Raw genomic sequence first — 17,835 nt, forward strand, 5'->3', positions numbered from 1 at the left:
CAGGACGCCGAATTTTTGCACATTGTTTGATCCCACCCCGCTAGCGCCTGTGCGCGCTTCGGGTACAAGTAGGTCATTAACCGGCGTTCTTGCTACCAGGGGCTTTATGGAAGTCGATCAATCAGAACAACGTACCGTCACGCGGCTCTGTATTCAGTGCGGTCTTTTTTTATTGCAACATGGGGCGGAAAGCGCTTTGGTGGAGGAGCTCTCAACCCGCCTGGGGCGTGCGCTGGGGATGGACAGCGTTGAAAGCGCCATCTCGTCAAACGCCATCGTGCTGACCACCATTAAAGATGGGCTGTGCCTGACCTCAACGCGCAAAAACAGCGATCGCGGCATCAACATGCACGTGGTCACCGAAGTGCAACACATTGTCATCATGGCCGAGCACAAACTGCTGGACCATAAAGATGTCGCTAAGCGCTTTGCACAGATTAAACCTCTGCGCTACCCGCGCTGGCTGGTGGTGCTGATGGTCGGCCTCTCCTGCGCCTGCTTCTGTAAGCTTAACAACGGCGGCTGGGACGGCGCGCTGGTCACCTTTTGCGCCAGCACCATCGCGATGTACATCCGTCAGGTGCTGACGCACCGCTCCATGCACCCGCAGATTAACTTCGGTCTGACCGCGTTTGTCGCCACTACCGTCTCCGGGCTGATGCTCCAGCTCCCGGCCTTCCACCAGACTTCAACCGTCGCCATGGCGGCAAGCGTGCTGCTGTTGGTTCCCGGTTTTCCGCTGATTAATTCGGTGGCCGACATGTTCAAAGGGCATATTAATACCGGCCTCGCGCGATGGGCCATCGCCAGTCTACTGACGCTGGCAACCTGCATCGGCGTGGTGATGGCAATGACGTTATGGGGGCTACGCGGATGGGTGTAATCGATTTTCTGCTCTTGCTGGCGCAGGACATCATGCTGTCGGCGATCCCTGCCGTCGGCTTTGCGATGGTGTTTAACGTGCCGCAGCGCGCGCTGCCGTGGTGTGCCCTGCTGGGAGCTATCGGCCACGCCTCGCGCTTCACGATGATGACCGCAGGTTTTAATATCGAATGGTCCACTTTCCTGGCGGCCATGCTGGTCGGCAGCATCGGCATTCAGTGGTCACGCTGGTATCTGGCGCACCCGAAAATCTTTACCGTCGCCGCCGTCATCCCAATGTTCCCCGGTATTTCAGCCTATACGGCGATGATCTCGGCGGTAAAAATCAGCCACTTTGGCTACACCGAAGAGATGATGATCACCTTACTGAGCAACTTCCTCAAGGCCTCGTCAATCGTCGGTGCGCTTTCGATTGGCCTGTCTATTCCGGGCCTGTGGCTTTACCGCAAGCGCCCGCGGGTGTAATCCTCAGGGCGGCACGGGAGAGTGCCGCCCTTCCCCTCGCTTGTGCTACTATGTGCAGTATTCGTGCGGTTTTCCCGCACCCTTCCCGTGATTTTTCAGTATTGAGATAGTGTTATGTCTTCTCGTATTTTGACGCCCAACGTGATTGGTATTGAAGCCTTCGTGGCCGATCCCAAGGCGATCCTTGCGCAGACTCAGGGCGGCGCGGTCGCCGTGTTTGCTAACAATGCGCCCGCGTTTTATGCCGTCACGCCAGAGCGGCTGGCGCAGCTGCTGGCGCTGGAAGAAAAGCTTGCCCGTCCGGGCAGCGACGTGACGCTGGATGCCCAGTTCTTTGAAGAGCCAACGGCGGCGCCGGTCTCTGTACCGATGGGAAAATTCGCCATGTACCCGGGCTGGCAGCCCGACGCCGAGTTCCTGCGCCTTTCTGCGCTGTGGGGGATCGCCTTAAGCGAGCCAGTCACGCCGGAAGAGCTGGCGTCGTTTGTCGCCTACTGGCAGGCTGAGGGCAAAGTGTTCCACCACGTACAGTGGCAGCAAAAGCTGGCGCGCAGCGTTCAGATGGGCCGGGCGAATAATAGCGGCCAGCTGCGGCGAGACGTTAACGCGGTCAGCGAACCAGACCGCCAGATTCCACCGGGGTTCAGAGGTTGAGCATGAAAGACGTTGGCGAATTAATGAAGCGCCTGCAAAAAATGATGCCGGCGCATATCGAACCGGCCTTTAAAACCGGCGAAGAGCTGTTGGCCTGGCAGAAAGAACAGGGCGAGATCCGCGCAGCGGCGCTGGCGCGCGAAAACCGTGCGATGAAGATGCAGCGCACGTTTAACCGTTCCGGTATTCGTCCGCTGCATCAGAACTGTTCGTTCGATAACTATCGTGTCGAGAACGAAGGCCAGATGAACGCGCTGGCGAAAGCCCGCCAGTACGTCGACGAATTTGACGGCAATATCGCAAGCTTCATCTTCTCCGGCAAACCGGGTACCGGTAAAAACCACCTTGCCGCCGCTATCTGTAACGAGCTGCTGCTGCGCGGTAAGTCGGTGCTGATCATCACCGTGGCCGACATTATGTCCGCCATGAAAGAAACGTTCGGCAACCGGGAAACCAGCGAAGAGCAGCTGCTAAGCGATCTGAGCAACGTTGACCTGCTGGTCATTGATGAAATCGGCATGCAGACCGAATCGCGCTATGAGAAGGTGATTATCAACCAGATCGTCGATCGCCGTTCGTCATCTAAACGCCCGACGGGCATGTTGACCAACAACAACCTCGATGAAATGAATAAGCTGCTCGGCGAGCGGGTGATGGACCGTATGCGTCTTGGCAACAGCCTGTGGGTGATTTTTAACTGGGAAAGTTATCGCAGCCGCGTCACCGGCAAAGAGTATTAAGATACTTCCGATGAATGACAGGCGTATACTTATCACGTCTATTTATCATTGCACACGAGTACACCTCATGAAATCAGTAAAATCGATGCTTTGCCGCGTAATCATTGCCAGCGCGTTTGTTTCTACCGCTGCGGGCGCCGTATCGTTAAATGACCTGAGCAGCGCCGCCAGCCAGCTTGCCGGCAGCAGCAGCACGTCGCAGAGCGGCGGTTCTTCGCTCTCTTCGCTGACCAGCCTGCTTAACGGCGGTAGCCAGTCTCTGAGCGCCAGCAGCATGAACAATGCCGCCGGGATCATGGGGTACTGCGCGAAAGAAAAACTGGCTTCTGTTGCCAATGTCGATAACGTGAAAAACCAGGTACTGGATAAACTGGGCCTCAACACGGCAACCGAACAGAAGCAGGATACCGGCTATATGGAAGGCATTCAGGGCCTGCTGAACGCCAAAGACGGGCAGAAGCTTGACCTCGACAGCCTGGGCAACACCGAGCTGGGCAAAAAAGTGAAAGCCAAAGCCTGTGACTTCGTGCTCAAACAGGGCGTTAACTTCATTTCCTGATTGTCTTCGTGCGGCGAGCGCCCTGCTCGCCGCACAAAAAAACTGTTCAAATAATAAACATATCTAAACCAATTCCGAATAACAACGCACTTTACTCACGTTAGAATTGCAGACAGATGACGGCACAATTACATTGTGAAGTCAGTTTCTGTTCAGCCAGAAGACCTGGCGCGCTTGAGGATGTCTAGTGTCAGAGTTGTTATCCATCGTTTTGTTCCTGGCCTCCATCGCCATTTACGCCTGTAAGGCAGGGCGTAATAAATGGTGGTTCGCCGCTACCTTAACCGTACTGGGCCTGTTTGTGGTCCTGAATATCACCCTGTACGCCAGCGACTACTTTACCGGCGACGGAATTAACGATGCGGTGCTCTACACGCTGACCAACAGCCTGACCGGCGCAGGCGTCAGTAAATATATTCTTCCCGGCATCGGCCTCGCTGCCGCTCTGCTCGCCGTCTTTGGCGCGCTGGGCTGGGTATTGCGCCGACGCCGTTCTCATCCTCATCATTTCGGCTACAGCCTGCTGGCGCTGATTCTGGCCGTTTGCTCAGTCGACGCCAGTCCGGCCTTCCGCCAGATTAGCGAGCTGGTCAAATCCCAGTCACGCGATGGCGATCCGGACTTCGCGGCCTACTATAAAGAGCCGTCGAAGACGATTCCGAAGCCAAAGATGAATCTCGTTTATATCTACGGCGAGAGTCTGGAGCGCACCTATTTTGACGATGAGGCCTTCCCGAACCTGACCCCGGAGCTGGGCGCGCTGAAAAACCAGAGCCTGGACTTTAGCCACACCATGCAGCTGCCGGGCACCGACTACACCATTGCCGGAATGGTCGCCTCACAGTGTGGTATTCCACTGTTTGCGCCGTTCGAAGGCAACGCCTCGGCGTCGCTGTCGAGCTTCTTCCCGCAGAATATCTGCCTTGGCGATATCCTGAAAAACTCCGGCTACGAAAACTACTTCGTTCAGGGCGCCAACCTGCGCTTTGCCGGTAAAGATGTGTTCCTGAAATCGCACGGTTTTGACTATCTTTACGGTGCCGAAGAGCTGAAAACCACCGCCGCTGACCCGAGCTATAAAAACGACTGGGGTTATTACGACGATACCGTGCTCGACGAAGCGTGGAAGAAATTCGAAGCGCTGTCCCGCGAAGGCAAGCGATTCTCACTGTTTACCCTGACCGTCGATACCCACCACCCGGACGGCTTTATCTCCCGTACCTGTAACCGTAAGCGGTATGACATCAATGGCAAAGCCAACCAGTCGTTCAGCGCGGTCGCCTGTAGCCAGGAACATATCGCTGAATTTATCAATAAAATCAAAGCATCACCGTGGTTTAAAGATACCATCATCGTGGTTTCCTCCGACCATCTGGCGATGAAAAATACCGCCTGGGACGCCCTCAACAAGCAGGACCGCAGCAATCTGTTCTTCGTACTGCGCGGCGATAAGCCCGACGACCAGGACGTCATCGCGGTGAAGCGTAACACGATGGACAACGGCGCTACGGTGCTGGACATGCTGGGTGGCGACAACTTCATCGGGCTGGGGCGCAGTAGTCTGTCCGGAGAGTCGCTGTCGGAAGTGTTCCTCAACATGAAGGAAAAGGTGCTGGCGTGGAAGCCGGATATCATTCGCCTGTGGAATTTCCCGAAAGAGATCAAAACGTTCTCCATCGACGGCCAGAAAAATATGATTGCCTTCTCCGGCAGCCATTTCCGCCTGCCGCTGCTGCTGCGCGTGTCTGACAACCGCGTTGAGCCGCTGCCGGAAAGCGAATACTCCGCTCCACTGCGCTACCAGCTGGCCGATTTCGCCCCGCGCGATAACTTTGTCTGGATCGACCGTTGCTACAAGATGGCGCAGCTATGGTCGCCCAAGCTGGCTCTGTCTACCGACTGGTGCGTCTCACAGGGTCAGCTCGGCGGCGAACAAAAAGTGCAGCACGTCGACAAAGCGGTCTGGAACGGTAAGACCGATTTTCGCGATACGGTCATCGACATGGTGCGCTACAAAGGCAACGTGGATGCGCTCAAAACCGTCGATAACGATATTCGCTATAAGGCCGACAGCTTTATCTTTAACGTCGCCGGCGCGCCGGAAGAGGTGAAAAGCTTTAGCGGCATCTCCCGCCCTGAATCCTGGGGACGCTGGTCCAACGCACAGCTCGGCGATGCGGTAAAAATTGAGTATCAGCAGCCGCTGCCAAAACGCTTCGACCTGGTTATCACCGCTAAGGCCTTTGGCCCGAACGCCGATAAGCCCATCCCGGTTCGCGTCGGCGACAGCGAGCAAATGCTCACACTCGGCCACGACGTTACCACCACCACGCTGCACTTCGAAAACCCGTCGGACGCCAGTACGCTAGTGATCGTGCCTCCTGACCCGCAGGCCACCAACGAGGGTAACATCCTCGGCCACTCGCCGCGCAAGCTCGGCATCGGGATGGTAGAAATCAAAGTGATTGCCGCAGAGGGTTAACGCCGGATGCACACGGGGGGCATATCGCCCCCCTTCTCGCCGCCCACTTTTGTAAAAATAAAAATCTATACAAAAATTATAAATCAGATTAAAACACTATATAAATTCAATTTGTATTTATAAATATACCAGTAAAAGCAAATTATTTAGCATTTATCAACACACAAAACTTTGGTAAATGTTGCTGCGTCATTATGCTCACTGGTTATAAATTCGAATCTATCCGCGTCTTAGATAACGAGAACATCGTTGCCTGGGAAGTGCTTTCCACCGCCTCTTCTCAGATTAACCTCGAGCTTTTTTTCAACAGCATGGCGCTCGACGCCCGGGTCGCCCTTTTCTTCGCGCAACTTGCGCACGTGGTCAATCCCCCCGCATCCGGAAAATATTATCTGAACGCCAGCGCAGACGTTCTGCTGACGCCTGATTTTTTACAACGCCTTGGCGAAGAACCTGATGCAGCACAGCGCATCGCCATTGAGTTAACCGATCTCGACCAGCTCATGCTGCTCACGCCCGCCGACGGCAGGCGCCTGCGCGCACTCATCGACGCCCTGCGCAGCATGGGTTTTGCCGTTTGGGCTGACGACGTTCATCACGACATTCTGCCCTGCCTGGTTAAACAGGATTACCGCTTTTCGGGTGCCAAGATTGATAAGCACGCTTTCTGGACAGGCCGCCAGTGCAAAGAGCCCTTTCTCGAGCTGGCCCAGGGCTGCAAGAAAATTGCCGACGAGGTCCTTGTTGAAGGTATCGAAACGATTGCTGACTACCAATTAGCCTGTGATTCTCACGCTAATTATGGTCAGGGCTTTTTGTGGAATAAGTAACCAATATGTCTGCACCGTATGAGCTGGTTGTTCTTAGTCAAAACTATTTCCTGTGGATGGGATTAAAGCATTCCGTTCCCTATATGATTAACCCGTACCCTGCGCTGCACTGGTTTAATGAAAAAACCAATAACAACGTATTCCAGCTGCGTGAAAAGATCCTGCGCAATAATAGCGACAGTAAATGGCTGATTATCACCGAAGATTATCGAGTACCAGAAGTACAGCAGATTTTACCGCCGGATCGCGCCTGCGTATTCAGCGATAAGCTGTCGATAAAGCAGCTCACCCAGCAGCTTAAACAGCCTGAGTTCCGCCGCACGCCGCATAAAGAAACGCCGCTTACACATTCAGAGATCCATATTTGTTTATTGATAATTATGGGTTTTTCTCCCAACGCTATCGCCGGGATGCTGCATAAATCGCCTAAGACGATTTATACACACCGTCGTAACGCAATGGCAAAGTTTCACTGCAATACGCTTGCAGAATTGCACCGAAAAATACGCAATATCGACAATCGTTCGCTTTATCAGTAATAACCAAAGGTAACAATATGCCCAACAAAGTAAAATATTACCGTATTGTCGCCTTCGAGAAATAGATGAGAAACGCGCAATGAACATTTTCATCACATTGTTAGGAATAGGCTGAGATTTAGCAAATAAAGATATCCTTATTTGTTAAGCCGAATTTATCCTCTGCCGCTGACCATCCCAGACCATACCCGTTAATGAGATCACGATATCTATTCATCTACTGGAGCTCACTTATGAAAAGGATGCCTGTCGTCATTTTCAGCTTGTTGTGTGTATTTCATCAAACCGCGCTGGCCGATAGTACGGCAACGACGACCATGCACGTTTCGCTGGAAGTCCTGAAGTCCTGCACGCTACAGGCCAGCGATCTGAATTTCTCCCGCCACGGTTCTGACGAGTCCAGTGAGATTAACGCAAGCACCCAACTGAGCGTGCTGTGCACCAACGGCACGCCGTTTGCTCTGTCAGCGGCCAGCAGTGATGGCGACAGCGACGGCACTTTCTGGCTTAAACCCGAAGACAGCAGCATCGGCGCGCAGAATATCGCCTATAAGCTCTATGCGGACGAAAGCAAGAAAACGCCGGTCAACGCCAGCGGCGGTATAGAAGGCACCGGCACCGGCCAGGCGCAGTCTGAAACAATTGTTGGCGTCATTGAGGCGGGGGCGCTGACCAACGCCAAAGCGGGCCTGTACAGCGACGACGTTACGCTGAATCTGGTGTACTGACATGCGCAGAACTGCCCTCTTTGCCCTATGCTGGCTTGCCGTCGTACTGCTGTTCGCCCGTTGCGCCATGGGCGCGACGCTGCAGGTGGCACCGGTTATGCTTAACCTTTCCACCGCCCAACGCGCCGGCGCGCTGTACCTGACCAACACCGGCAGTCAGCCGATTCATGCGCAGATCCGCGTTTATCACTGGACGCAGGCGCAGGGCAAAGACGTGCTCACGCTGACCGATGATGTGGTCAGCAGCCCGGCGGTGACCGCTCTGCTGCCGGGCCAGCAGCAGCTGGTGCGCATTGTGGTTCTCAACCCCAGCGAGCGCCCTCAGGAACAAAGTTTCCGCCTGCTGGTCGATGAACTGCCCGGCGGTCATCAGACCGGCACCGAGCAAAACGGCGTCCACTTTCTACTGCGCTACTCCATTCCCCTCTTTATCGCCGCCGGGCAGCCAGGCAGTAAAAACGAGGCTGACCAGCTTATCTGTTCACAGCAAAACGCCGATATCTGGTGCAAGAACCGGGGAACCACCCACGTCCGGCTCAGCAACGTTCAGGCGCTCAACGAACGCGGTCAGGTGGCAGAAAACCTCTCCGGCCTCGCGGGCTATGTCCTTGCGGGGCAGCAATTTAAGCTGCCGTTTAAACGCGGAAATCGTTCTTTGCTCTCCTCCCTGCGCGCGTATCTGAATGAACATACCCAAGCCAGCCTGCTTAACCTGCATCCTGCTGCTGTGGCTACTGGCAATGAAGCTCCACGCTGAGCCGCCGACCCCAAACACCCAGTACCTGTCCGTGACCGTAAACCACTACACCTACGATGGTTTGTGGGCCGTTCACGTGACGGGTAATGGGCTGTGGATAGCCGCTGCCGATGCGCAGAAGCTGGGCATTGCGCCAGAATCGTCGGCGAAGGGATGGCTCAATCTTTCGGCTATCGAGGGCCTTGAAGCCCACTTCGACAGCCTGCAACAGCAGCTGTCTCTCACCCTGCCTGAGCATGGGTTAACGCACGTTCAGCATCTGGAGAGCCGGCCGCGTCGCAGCGCGCAGTCTCTGCAACAGGCGCAGGAGATGGGCAACCTGACGCTGGACTATTCACTCTACGCCAGCGATCAGGCTGGGCAGCAGCAAACCAGCCTGCAAAGTCAGCTGCAAACTTCCGGCTGGCTGCCGGGGCAAATCAGCAGCACCATGAACAGCCGCTTTCTGCGTGGGCAGAGCGAAAATGGCGCCAGCCACACTCGCCTGATGACCACCTGGCAGCGCGATCTGCCGCAAAGCCTGACCAGCGTGGCGCTGGGCGACAATATCACCACCGGCGTGAGCTGGAGCAGACAGGTGCGTTTTGCTGGCCTGCACCTGGCGCGCAATTTCCAGCTCGACCCGCAGCTAAACACTGCACCGCGCGCCCAGTTCAGCGATAGCGTGGCGCTGCCGTCGACGGTTGATTTATACATTGACGGTCTGCAGCAAAGCCACCAGCAGGTCAAACCGGGCGGCTACATTCTGGATACGCTGCCCACCGTTACCGGCAGCGGTCAGGCGCAGGTCGTGATCACCGATATTAACGGCCAGCGGCGAGAAGTGACGCTGGATTTATATGGTGCGCCGGAAATGCTGGCGCAGGGCGTGAGCAGCAGCTCGCTGGATATCGGCTGGTTACGCCAACACTACGCCGAACGTTCCAACGACTATGCCGCCTCCCCCTTGCTCGACGCCGGATGGCGCTACGGTCTGAGCAACAGCCTGACCGTAAGCGCGCACAGCGAACAGCATCGCCGGGCACACAACATCGGCATCGCCAGCGACTGGCTGATCTCACCGGCGGCTGGCATTGTCAGCGGCCACGCGGCTGCCAGCCAGAGCACGCAGGGTGACGGTATAAAATGGGGCATGGGATACCAGTGGAACGCGCGCGGGTTCAGTTTTTCCACCAGCACCAGCCGTAGCAGCAGTGAATGGGCAGATATCGCCCGCGTCAGCGGCAGCCAGCCGATCGCGCGCAACGATAACCTGTGGATCAGCCAGAGCGTTTCCGGCTGGGGCACGTTCGGCGCGGGCTGGGTTCGCCAGGATGGCGCTCGCTACCTGAACATCAGCGGGTCAAAGTCCTTCCCGCATCGGGTATCAGCCACGCTAGGGTTCACCCATGCGCTCAGTAGCGGAGACAAAATCGTCCAGCTCATGTTCTCAATTCCGCTTGGCAACCGGGATTCGCTATCGCTACAGGCAGGTAGCCAATCGTCACGCTGGGATTATCGCCACCAGCCTGACTATCAACTGGGCGGCTGGTCGTGGCAGGTGAGTCAGAATACGGGCAGCACCCGTCAGGATCATGCGGATGCCGGCTATCTGGGGAGCTACGGTGAATGGCACGCCGGATTCGACCGCGACCAAAGCAGCACCAGCCGATACCTCAGCGGAGAAGGCTCGCTCATGTTGCTGGAAAGTCACCCCTATGCGCTGCGCTATAACCGCCAGGGGATCGCGCTGGTCTCTACCGACGGCATCGGCAATATCCCCATTGCCGTCGAAAATCGCCCGGCGGGCAGCACCGACGAACATGGCTATTTGCTGCTGACAGATTTACCGCGCTATCACAATGCCAAAATCTCGCTCGATCCGTTAAGCCTGCCGCCGGAAATCGCGACGCCCATCGTCGAGATGCACGCCCGCCCGGGTCTGAGCACGGCGGTGAAGGTCGATTTCCAGGTGCATCGCGCGCGCACCCTCTCAGCCCGAATTCTCGACCGTGGCCGCCAGCCGCTGCCGGTGGGCAGCGGCGTCAGCTACTCTGGCGGCGAATCTATCATCGGACGCGACGGGTTTATCTGGCTGGAGAACCCGCCGATGCCGGGTGCGTTACACATTCAGATGCCCACCGGCGGCTGTACCGTCAATCTGCCCGCCGCCGCATCTGACGCCGCGACGCTTAACCTCGGAACCTTACTGTGCCAGTAAAATCACCCATCTTCTTGCTGCTCCTGCTGGCATGTGCGTTGCTTTCGCGTCCTGCCGTTGCCGCCAGCTGCTGGATAACTCAGGGAGCATCGACCGTATTCGGTACGCTGGTCGCGGGTAACACCAGCTCGACGCAGACCAGCGTCAAATTCAGCTGCTACGCGGATTATGGTGAAACGCGCTACTTCAACGTTTGCCTCAGTAGCCTGGAAAGCGCCCCTTTCAAAATGACCTCTAACGGCGATAACGAAGGGAAACAGTACACCATGCTGTTTCGCCTGTTCAGCGCGCTGGATAACAGCCAGGAACTGACCTCCCTCGGCGCGGGGCGTGCGCTGCAAACCGCGCTGACGATAGGCGGCAACCTGACGTCCGGCGGCAGCTTTCCGCTGCTGGCGACCATTCCTTCCGGGCAAAACGACCTGCCGGTTCGCAGCTACTTCAACTACACTTTGGGACTCAAGCTGACCTGGAACAGCGCCACGCAAAAAGAGGCGCTGACCAGCTGCCAGGACGGCGCGTCGCAGGGGCTGGCAACGGATTTATCGTCCAACGCCAGCGCAACGCTGTCCGACAGCTGTTTTATTCAGAGCGTCACCCCGCTCGATTTTGGCATCGTCGGCAGCACGGCGCTGACCGGACAGCTCACCTCCACGGCGACCCTTCGCGCGCGCTGCCCGGTGGGAACACGCTACACATTAGGCATCAGCGACGGTGCGCATGCCTCAGGAAGCCAGCGCCAGATGTGTAACGACCGGCAGCAGTGCCTGCAATATGCGCTTTGGCAAGACGCCTCCGCCACCGTTCCCTGGGGCGATCGGTCAGCAAGCAATACGATGGAGGTGACTCATCCCGATGGAAACGTGCAGTCTATTATCGTTTATGGCACGGTTCCGCCGCAAACGCTCTCCGGCACGGGGGCGTTTAGCGACGATGTTGTCATCACGCTCACTTATTAATCTATATTTTGCGCGGCTTGGATCAATGTTACCGATAACAATTCACGCTACAGTTGCCCTTCTCGCATCTGATACCTCTTTTATTTCCGCTCCGGATCGCCGACAAAAACCATGAAATATCTGCTGGCAGACGCCATCGTGTATGACAACGAGGATGGTTCACTCACCCTACACAGTGAAGGCTCCGAAAGCCAGACGCTGACCTGCACCGCGCAAACCATTCTGAACCTGCTGATCGCCCACCACGGCATGGTGGTCGAACGCGAGGTTTTTTTACAACAGGTGTGGGACGATCGCGGACTGCGCGGCTCGAGCAATTCGCTCAACCAATACATCAGCATTCTGCGTAAACTGCTGGCGGGCCTGGTGCCAGAGCGCCTGTTTATCGTCACCGTACCGAAAGTCGGATTTATGCTGAGCGCGGATATTGCCATCGTACCGCTCGGCGAACCGGAACCTGCACCGGTGGCCGTTCCCGCGCCTGCGCAGGCGCCAATTGTCGTCAAGCCCGCAGGACGCCAGAAACGGAACTGGATTGACGGCGTGCTCACCGCCGCGGTACTCGTATTCTGCGCCGCCGCGCTGATCTGGAACGCACAGCGCCAGCAGTTTACTCCCCACCTGCTGACGCACATCGGTAGCTGCCCGGTCTATACGCTGACGCCGCTTTCCGATGTTTTCACCGAGCGAGCAAAGCGCCTGGTCATGCAAATAAAAGAGGCCGGAACGTTCACCTGCTTGCCCAGCGCCATTTTTTATTTTCATCCCCAGGACCCGGTATTTTACGGCGATAAAGGTCGTCTGGTACTGAGCCAGTGTTCCCAGTTCCGCGGCAAGGCCAGCTCCTGTCAGACGCTGTTTTTTTACGAGTGGTAGAGAGTGAAACAGAAAAAAAGACTCCTTTGCGTCATTGCCCTGAATGCCCTGTTGATCCTGGGCACCCTGCTGTGGATTGACCAGAGCACGCGTCTTTCCATGACCTGCCAGGGCAGCCTGACCTACAAAGACAGCCACCAGGATAATCATTTCACCTTCGAAGGCATGGTGGTCATGCACTTCACGCCGGACGGCACGGGCTATTTCAACGTCAACGGCGACGTCGTGACTAACGGCCAGAACTGGAAAGTCTCGCGCCAGGAGAGCTTTGACTGGCAGCACGTACATGAAATGTTTTACCAGCTGCACATTAAACAGGTCGAAAAATTTGGCCATGACAATGTCCCGGCAGGCATTTTTGAACAATACGCGCTCGGCATCACCTCCGGGCAAAAGCGGCTGCTGAACATTCGCAAAACTCCGGACGACGCCATCGTTATCAGCAATTTCTATTCACCGATTCTGGTGTGCACCCGTTAACCGTCGCATCGGTATGAGCGCGCAGGCTATACTCGGCCGATGATATACACCTTTCGCCCGACCGCCCCGGCGGAGATTACCGCTCTACCTGCCATTGAACGCGCCGCCGGGCAGCGCTTTCGGCAGGTACCCGAACTGGCCTGGCTGGCAGAAAGCCCGGTCATCTCGGCCGAGCGCCATCGTGAATACGTTGACGCAGGCACAAGCTGGCTGGCGCTGGTCGACGATCGCCCGGTGGGATTTTTGCTGGCTCAGGCGCAGGGTAACGTTCTGTTTATCGTTGAATTTTCGCTGCATCAGGCGTGGCAGGGGCGCGGCCTTGGCCGCCGATTAATGGCCTATGTGATTGCCCAAGCGCGAGAAAAAGGCTTTCGTGCGCTGACGTTGACCACCTTTCGCACGGTGCCGTGGAACGGGCCGTGGTATGCGAAGCAGGGATTTGAATTTCTGGCGGACGAGACGCTCAGCCCATCGCTGAGGATGACGCTGGCAGAAGAAGCGGCGCACGGTATGGCGTATGAATCACGCTGCGCCATGCGCCTGACGCTAGGTTAACGCGCCCGTTAAGGGCGCGAAAATATCAGAACGTTTCCCAGTTTTCACCGCTGTCGGTGGCCGCCGCTTTGCGCAGCATCACCGGCGCTGGCGTTGCCGCGCTGGCCGATTCGCGCCCGGCGTTAGCCTGGCTCTGCTGAATGCGGAATACCGCCACCGCCTGAGTCAGGCGGCTGGCCTGCTCTTCCAGCGCCGCCGCAGCAGCAGCGGACTCTTCCACCAGCGAGGCGTTCTGCTGAGTGACGCGGTCCATCTCTGCCACCGCCAGACCGACCTGGTCGATACCGCGGCTCTGCTCATCGGACGCCGAGGCGATTTCCCCCATAATATCGGTCACGCGGGTGACTGCATTCACGATCTCATCCATGGTTTCACCGGCGCTTTCCACCAGCGTCGAACCGAGATCGACACGGTTAACCGAGTCTTCAATCAGGCTCTTAATCTCGCGCGCCGCCTGGGCGCTACGCTGCGCCAGGTTACGCACTTCGCCCGCCACGACCGCAAACCCGCGGCCCTGTTCACCCGCACGCGCGGCTTCCACGGCGGCGTTCAGCGCCAGGATGTTGGTCTGGAAGGCAATACCGTCAATCACGCTGATAATGTCGGCAATTTTCTGCGAACTGGCGGTGATATCACGCATGGTTTGCACCACGTTATCCACCACTTTACCGCCCTTCTGCGCGGTTTCTGACGCGCTCAGCGCCAGATGGCTGGCCTGACGGGCGTTTTCGGCGTTCTGCTTCACGGTAGCGGTCAGCTCTTCCATGCTGGCCGCCGTCTCCTCAAGGGAGGCCGCCTGCTGTTCGGTACGCGAAGAGAGATCGTTATTGCCCATCGCGATTTCGCTGGCACCGCTATAAATCGCATCGGCACCCTGACGGACTTCACCAACGGTGCGCGCCAGCTCGCCCTGCATATGACGCAACGAATGCGCCAGCTGGCCCATTTCGTTGTCGCTTTCCACGTCAATACGCTTCACCAGATCGCCCCCGGCAATATGGCGAATGCTGTCGATTAAACGATTCAGTGGCGCGATAAGCGTTTTGCGCACGCCCAGCCACACGCTGACGATCACCGCCAGCACCGCGATCATCACGCTAAAGAGGATCCACAGCGCTTGGGTATACGACGCATTGCTGTCATTCACCGCCAGATCGTACAGGCTGTCGTTCTGCTGCAGGTAGTTAACGTAGGCTTTCTCAAAGCCATCCTGATAACCCTGCGTCGGCTGGTCGAAGAAGTCGTTGATTTTGCCCGCACCGAGCAGCTTAATCAGCTCGGCCAGCGCGCCGTGGTAAATGTCGTAGTTGCGCTGAATTTCCAGCGCCGCCGCTTCGCTTTGACGCGGATCGCGCGGCATCGCTTCATACTCAGCCCAGCGTTTTTCCGCATCCGCCAGAGACTTCGTGGCAATCTGCATCAGCTCGGCGACGGTAGCACCGCTGCCAATGTTGTTCTGATCCATCATGTAACGAATCCCTGCGCGGTTCAGGGTATTACGGGTTTGCAGTAGCGCAACCCAGCTGCCGTTCAGCCCGGACTGCTGCTGACGCACCGTTTGCAAGATAGTGAAGTTCTCTTTGTCGTGCTTCAACGAGTTAAAGAACAGGCCCCCTGATACCATTTGCAACAAGCCAAATAACACCAAAACCAGCACGAGGCTGGTGACAATTTTGATACGTTTTAACATGTTTCTCTTTCCTCCAGACGAATAACGAATTTTCGGCGGGGAAAGGAAAAACTTTATAGAAAATGTGACTATTAACGCACCATGGCCTCAGGATAATCCGTAGGCCAGATGAGCAAAGCGCCATCAGGCGCCACCGCGCACATTGCCGGATGGCGGCATTGCCTTATCCGGCCTGCATGGCCCCGTACGTCGAATATCCCGTAGGCCAGATGAGCAAAGCGCCATCAGGCATCACCGCGCACATTGCCGGATGGCGGCGTTGCCTTATCCGGCCTACATGGATTCAGCCAGCGCGCAAATCTCATCGTACAGACTGCGGGAAAGTTCCAGCCCCTGCTGCTCGCTTTGCTGACGCGCCTGATAGCGACGCTCGCCCGGCAGTCGTGCACCCTGCGCCTGCATGCCGCTGAACAGCGTTTCGGCGCGCGCCAGATGCGCCTCGGCCTGCGTGCCCAGGAAGCGCTGTGGGTCCAGCGCCAGAATCAGCTCGCCGCCGTAAGGCAGACCGCCCGCGCCGTTGTCCCACGCCAGCGATTCGGCGCTGGTCATATCGCCAATCAGCGGCCCGGCAAACAGTTCCACCATCGCCGCCAGTGCCGACCCTTTGTGGCCGCCGAAGGTCAGCATCGCCCCATCGAGCACCGCCTGAGGATCGGTGGTCGGCTGGCCGTTGCTATCAATCCCCCAGCCCTCAGGAATCGACTTACCCGCCCGCTGATGCAGCTGAATTTCACCGCGCGCCGCCGCGCTGGTCGCCATATCAAAAATAAACGGCGGCTTGTCGCCGCGCGGCCAGCCGAAGGCAATCGGGTTGGTACCAAACAGCGGCTGCGTGCCGCCCGCCGGGGCCACCCATGCGTGGCTTGGCGTGCACGCATAGCCCACCAGCCCGACCTCGGTCAGCGGTTCCACGTCGGCAAACAGCGCGGAGAAATGCACGCAACGGTTGATCGCCAGCGCCGCAATGCCGCAGTGGCGCGCCTTCTCAATCAACAGCGGCAGCGCCTGTTCATAAGCGCACAGCGAATAGGCGCCGTGGGCGTCGGCTTTCACAATCGCCGGAGCCTGATCGACGATGGTCGGCTCAGCGTCCGGCGACACTTTGCCTTTGCGCAGGGTTTCGACAATCCCCAGCAGACGCCACAGGCCGTGCGATGCACAGCCGTCGCGTTCGCCCGCCGTCACGTTGCGCGCAATGGCGTCGGCGTGAGGCTGTGAAAAACCGTTGGCGCGCAGGACCTCGAAGGCCAGCGTGTAAGCGTCGTTGAGTGCGATGTTGACCGTTGTCATGTAAATCTCCGTATTATTGTTGTACTGGCATAAAGCGTAGACGGAGGCGCAGGTTTTACTTGGTTAACGTAGTGATTTAAATCACATTAATTTCCAGAGGCGCCGTCGATGTTCTGCGCAAACTCTATCACGCCTTTAATCAGCCGTGGATTATTGATGACGTCACGCTCAAAGGTGCTACCCAGTTCGCTAAAGCGCAACCGATGGGTCAGCAGCATCTCAGCACTCAGCGCGCCGCTGCGCATCAGCTCGCCGACGCGAACAAAATCTTCAGCGGTGGCATTGCGGCTGCCCATCAGGGTGGTCTCTTTTTTATGAAACTCCGGATCGGAAAACTGCAGGCCGCCTTTAAACAGGCCGACAAATACGATGCTGCCGCCGTGGCGGATCAGATCCACCGCGCGATTCATCGACTGCGGGCTGCCCGTGGCATCCACGATCTTGTGCGCCAGATTGCCGCCAAACAAAGCGCGTAGCCGGGCGTCAAAATCCGCCGCCAGCGGATCGAGCGTCGGAAGATCCAACTGCGCCGCCACGTGTGCGCGCCGATCGCTGCTGACATCCGCCACCGCCACCCGCGCGCCTTCGGCTTTGGCAATCGCCGCCGCGCCCAGGCCAATTGGCCCCGCGCCAACCACCAGCACTTCGTCGCCCGCCTGCACCGCCGCTCTGCGCACCGCATGAGCGCTGATGGCAAACGGTTCAATTAGCGCCACGGCCTCCGGCGCAATGCCTTCCGCCAACAGGATGTTTTGCTGCGGTACACACAGAAACTCGCTAAAACCACCGTCACGATGCACGCCGATCACCGCGATATTTTCACAGCAGTTGTCGCGTCCACTCTGGCAGGCGCTACAGGTATGACAGGCTACGTAGGGGATTACCGCCACCTGCTGGCCAACCCGCCATGTCTGAACGGCGCTCCCCACCTCAACAATATCGCCACAAATTTCATGGCCTAATACCCGCGGGTAGCTGAAAAAAGGCTGTTTGCCTCCCCACGCATGGATATCCGTACCGCATATTCCGACCGTTTTTATTTTTATTAATACCTCATCTTTTTGTGGTTTTGGAATATTCCGCGACTGCCACGCCCATTCTCCGGGTTGCTGACAAACTAACGTTTTCATAATAATCATTGGGGCTTCT

The 17,835-nt window shown here is 57.2% G+C and carries 18 protein-coding genes; 15 read left to right on the top strand and 3 right to left on the bottom strand.

What is annotated here, in order from left to right:
* Nucleotides 1–106 precede the first annotated feature (106 nt).
* The 15 genes from H7R56_RS21210 (at nt 107) to H7R56_RS21280 (ending at nt 13,706) form a co-directional block, all read left to right on the top strand.
* Nucleotides 107–883, top strand: coding sequence for a threonine/serine exporter family protein (locus H7R56_RS21210; RefSeq protein WP_106925204.1), 777 nt, complete (start codon nt 107–109; stop codon nt 881–883).
* Complete coding sequence (locus H7R56_RS21215) at nt 874–1,347, top strand: threonine/serine exporter (protein ID WP_106925203.1); 474 nt, start codon at nt 874–876, stop codon at nt 1,345–1,347. The genes H7R56_RS21210 and H7R56_RS21215 overlap by 10 nt, the downstream gene beginning before the upstream one ends.
* A 114-nt stretch (nt 1,348–1,461) precedes the next feature.
* Nucleotides 1,462–2,001, top strand: coding sequence for a primosomal protein DnaT (gene dnaT, locus H7R56_RS21220; RefSeq protein WP_106925202.1), 540 nt, complete (start codon nt 1,462–1,464; stop codon nt 1,999–2,001).
* Nucleotides 2,002–2,003: 2 nt separating this feature from the next.
* Nucleotides 2,004–2,741 (top strand): DNA replication protein DnaC, encoded by a 738-nt coding sequence (gene dnaC / locus H7R56_RS21225; protein ID WP_106925201.1) that lies wholly within the window; start codon nt 2,004–2,006, stop codon nt 2,739–2,741.
* A 67-nt stretch (nt 2,742–2,808) separates the two neighbouring features.
* Complete coding sequence (locus tag H7R56_RS21230) at nt 2,809–3,300, top strand: YjjA family protein (RefSeq protein WP_106925200.1); 492 nt, start codon at nt 2,809–2,811, stop codon at nt 3,298–3,300.
* A 187-nt stretch (nt 3,301–3,487) separates the two neighbouring features.
* Nucleotides 3,488–5,782 (top strand): phosphatidylglycerol--membrane-oligosaccharide glycerophosphotransferase, encoded by a 2,295-nt coding sequence (gene opgB / locus H7R56_RS21235; protein ID WP_106925199.1) that lies wholly within the window; start codon nt 3,488–3,490, stop codon nt 5,780–5,782.
* 194 nt (nt 5,783–5,976) lie between these two features.
* Complete coding sequence (locus H7R56_RS21240) at nt 5,977–6,612, top strand: EAL domain-containing protein (RefSeq protein WP_106925198.1); 636 nt, start codon at nt 5,977–5,979, stop codon at nt 6,610–6,612.
* A 5-nt stretch (nt 6,613–6,617) separates the two neighbouring features.
* On the top strand, nt 6,618–7,151 hold the full coding sequence (locus tag H7R56_RS21245; RefSeq protein WP_106925197.1) for a helix-turn-helix transcriptional regulator: 534 nt from the start codon (nt 6,618–6,620) through the stop codon (nt 7,149–7,151).
* Between the two features lie 233 nt (nt 7,152–7,384).
* Nucleotides 7,385–7,879: a Csu type fimbrial protein gene (locus H7R56_RS21250; RefSeq protein WP_106930416.1), complete on the top strand. Its 495-nt coding sequence runs from the start codon at nt 7,385–7,387 to the stop codon at nt 7,877–7,879.
* Between the two features lies 1 nt (nt 7,880).
* On the top strand, nt 7,881–8,636 hold the full coding sequence (locus tag H7R56_RS21255) for a fimbrial biogenesis chaperone (protein WP_106930418.1): 756 nt from the start codon (nt 7,881–7,883) through the stop codon (nt 8,634–8,636).
* The gene (locus H7R56_RS21260) at nt 8,563–10,836 is read left to right on the top strand and encodes a fimbria/pilus outer membrane usher protein (RefSeq protein WP_223878970.1); all 2,274 of its coding nucleotides are present in this window, start codon (nt 8,563–8,565) and stop codon (nt 10,834–10,836) included. Before H7R56_RS21255 ends, H7R56_RS21260 begins: the two co-directional genes overlap by 74 nt.
* Nucleotides 10,827–11,795 (top strand): Csu type fimbrial protein, encoded by a 969-nt coding sequence (locus H7R56_RS21265; RefSeq protein WP_106930423.1) that lies wholly within the window; start codon nt 10,827–10,829, stop codon nt 11,793–11,795. The genes H7R56_RS21260 and H7R56_RS21265 overlap by 10 nt, the downstream gene beginning before the upstream one ends.
* Before the next feature lie 111 nt (nt 11,796–11,906).
* On the top strand, nt 11,907–12,671 hold the full coding sequence (locus H7R56_RS21270; protein WP_106930425.1) for a winged helix-turn-helix domain-containing protein: 765 nt from the start codon (nt 11,907–11,909) through the stop codon (nt 12,669–12,671).
* A gap of 3 nt (nt 12,672–12,674) precedes the next feature.
* Entirely contained in the window at nt 12,675–13,151 is a 477-nt protein-coding gene (locus H7R56_RS21275; RefSeq protein ID WP_106930427.1) for a FidL-like protein, read from the top strand.
* Nucleotides 13,152–13,190: 39 nt separating this feature from the next.
* Complete coding sequence (locus H7R56_RS21280; protein WP_106930429.1) at nt 13,191–13,706, top strand: GNAT family N-acetyltransferase; 516 nt, start codon at nt 13,191–13,193, stop codon at nt 13,704–13,706.
* 25 nt (nt 13,707–13,731) lie between these two features.
* Here the strand turns inward: H7R56_RS21280 and tsr are convergent, their stop codons facing one another.
* The 3 genes from tsr to H7R56_RS21295 form a co-directional block, all read right to left on the bottom strand.
* Entirely contained in the window at nt 13,732–15,396 is a 1,665-nt protein-coding gene (tsr, locus tag H7R56_RS21285) for a methyl-accepting chemotaxis protein (protein WP_106930431.1), read from the bottom strand.
* Between the two features lie 273 nt (nt 15,397–15,669).
* A complete protein-coding gene (locus H7R56_RS21290; RefSeq protein ID WP_106930435.1) occupies nt 15,670–16,686 on the bottom strand; it encodes an Ldh family oxidoreductase in 1,017 nt (338 codons plus the stop codon).
* Between the two features lie 86 nt (nt 16,687–16,772).
* Nucleotides 16,773–17,816 carry a zinc-binding alcohol dehydrogenase family protein gene (locus H7R56_RS21295; RefSeq protein ID WP_182928702.1) on the bottom strand — a complete coding sequence of 348 codons (1,044 nt, stop codon included), beginning with the start codon at nt 17,814–17,816 and terminating at the stop codon, nt 16,773–16,775.
* Between the last annotated feature and the right edge of the window lie 19 nt (nt 17,817–17,835).

Source organism: Klebsiella sp. WP3-W18-ESBL-02, assembly GCF_014168815.1.
GTDB classification, from domain to species: Bacteria; Pseudomonadota; Gammaproteobacteria; order Enterobacterales; family Enterobacteriaceae; genus Kluyvera; species Kluyvera ascorbata_B.

Bases quoted from the DNA above. Each gene is read 5' to 3' on its own strand.
- H7R56_RS21230 (WP_106925200.1), top strand. From the start codon at position 2,809: ATGAAATCAGTAAAATCGATGCTTTGCCGCGTAATCATTGCCAGCGCG.
- H7R56_RS21215 (WP_106925203.1), top strand. From the start codon at position 874: ATGGGTGTAATCGATTTTCTGCTCTTGCTGGCGCAGGACATCATGCTG.
- H7R56_RS21255 (WP_106930418.1), top strand. From the start codon at position 7,881: ATGCGCAGAACTGCCCTCTTTGCCCTATGCTGGCTTGCCGTCGTACTG.
- dnaC (WP_106925201.1), top strand. From the start codon at position 2,004: ATGAAAGACGTTGGCGAATTAATGAAGCGCCTGCAAAAAATGATGCCG.
- H7R56_RS21260 (WP_223878970.1), top strand. From the start codon at position 8,563: ATGAACATACCCAAGCCAGCCTGCTTAACCTGCATCCTGCTGCTGTGG.
- H7R56_RS21250 (WP_106930416.1), top strand. From the start codon at position 7,385: ATGAAAAGGATGCCTGTCGTCATTTTCAGCTTGTTGTGTGTATTTCAT.
- H7R56_RS21245 (WP_106925197.1), top strand. From the start codon at position 6,618: ATGTCTGCACCGTATGAGCTGGTTGTTCTTAGTCAAAACTATTTCCTG.
- H7R56_RS21280 (WP_106930429.1), top strand. From the start codon at position 13,191: ATGATATACACCTTTCGCCCGACCGCCCCGGCGGAGATTACCGCTCTA.
- H7R56_RS21295 (WP_182928702.1), bottom strand. From the start codon at position 17,816: ATGAAAACGTTAGTTTGTCAGCAACCCGGAGAATGGGCGTGGCAGTCG.
- H7R56_RS21290 (WP_106930435.1), bottom strand. From the start codon at position 16,686: ATGACAACGGTCAACATCGCACTCAACGACGCTTACACGCTGGCCTTC.
- dnaT (WP_106925202.1), top strand. From the start codon at position 1,462: ATGTCTTCTCGTATTTTGACGCCCAACGTGATTGGTATTGAAGCCTTC.
- tsr (WP_106930431.1), bottom strand. From the start codon at position 15,396: ATGTTAAAACGTATCAAAATTGTCACCAGCCTCGTGCTGGTTTTGGTG.
- H7R56_RS21240 (WP_106925198.1), top strand. From the start codon at position 5,977: ATGCTCACTGGTTATAAATTCGAATCTATCCGCGTCTTAGATAACGAG.
- H7R56_RS21210 (WP_106925204.1), top strand. From the start codon at position 107: ATGGAAGTCGATCAATCAGAACAACGTACCGTCACGCGGCTCTGTATT.
- H7R56_RS21270 (WP_106930425.1), top strand. From the start codon at position 11,907: ATGAAATATCTGCTGGCAGACGCCATCGTGTATGACAACGAGGATGGT.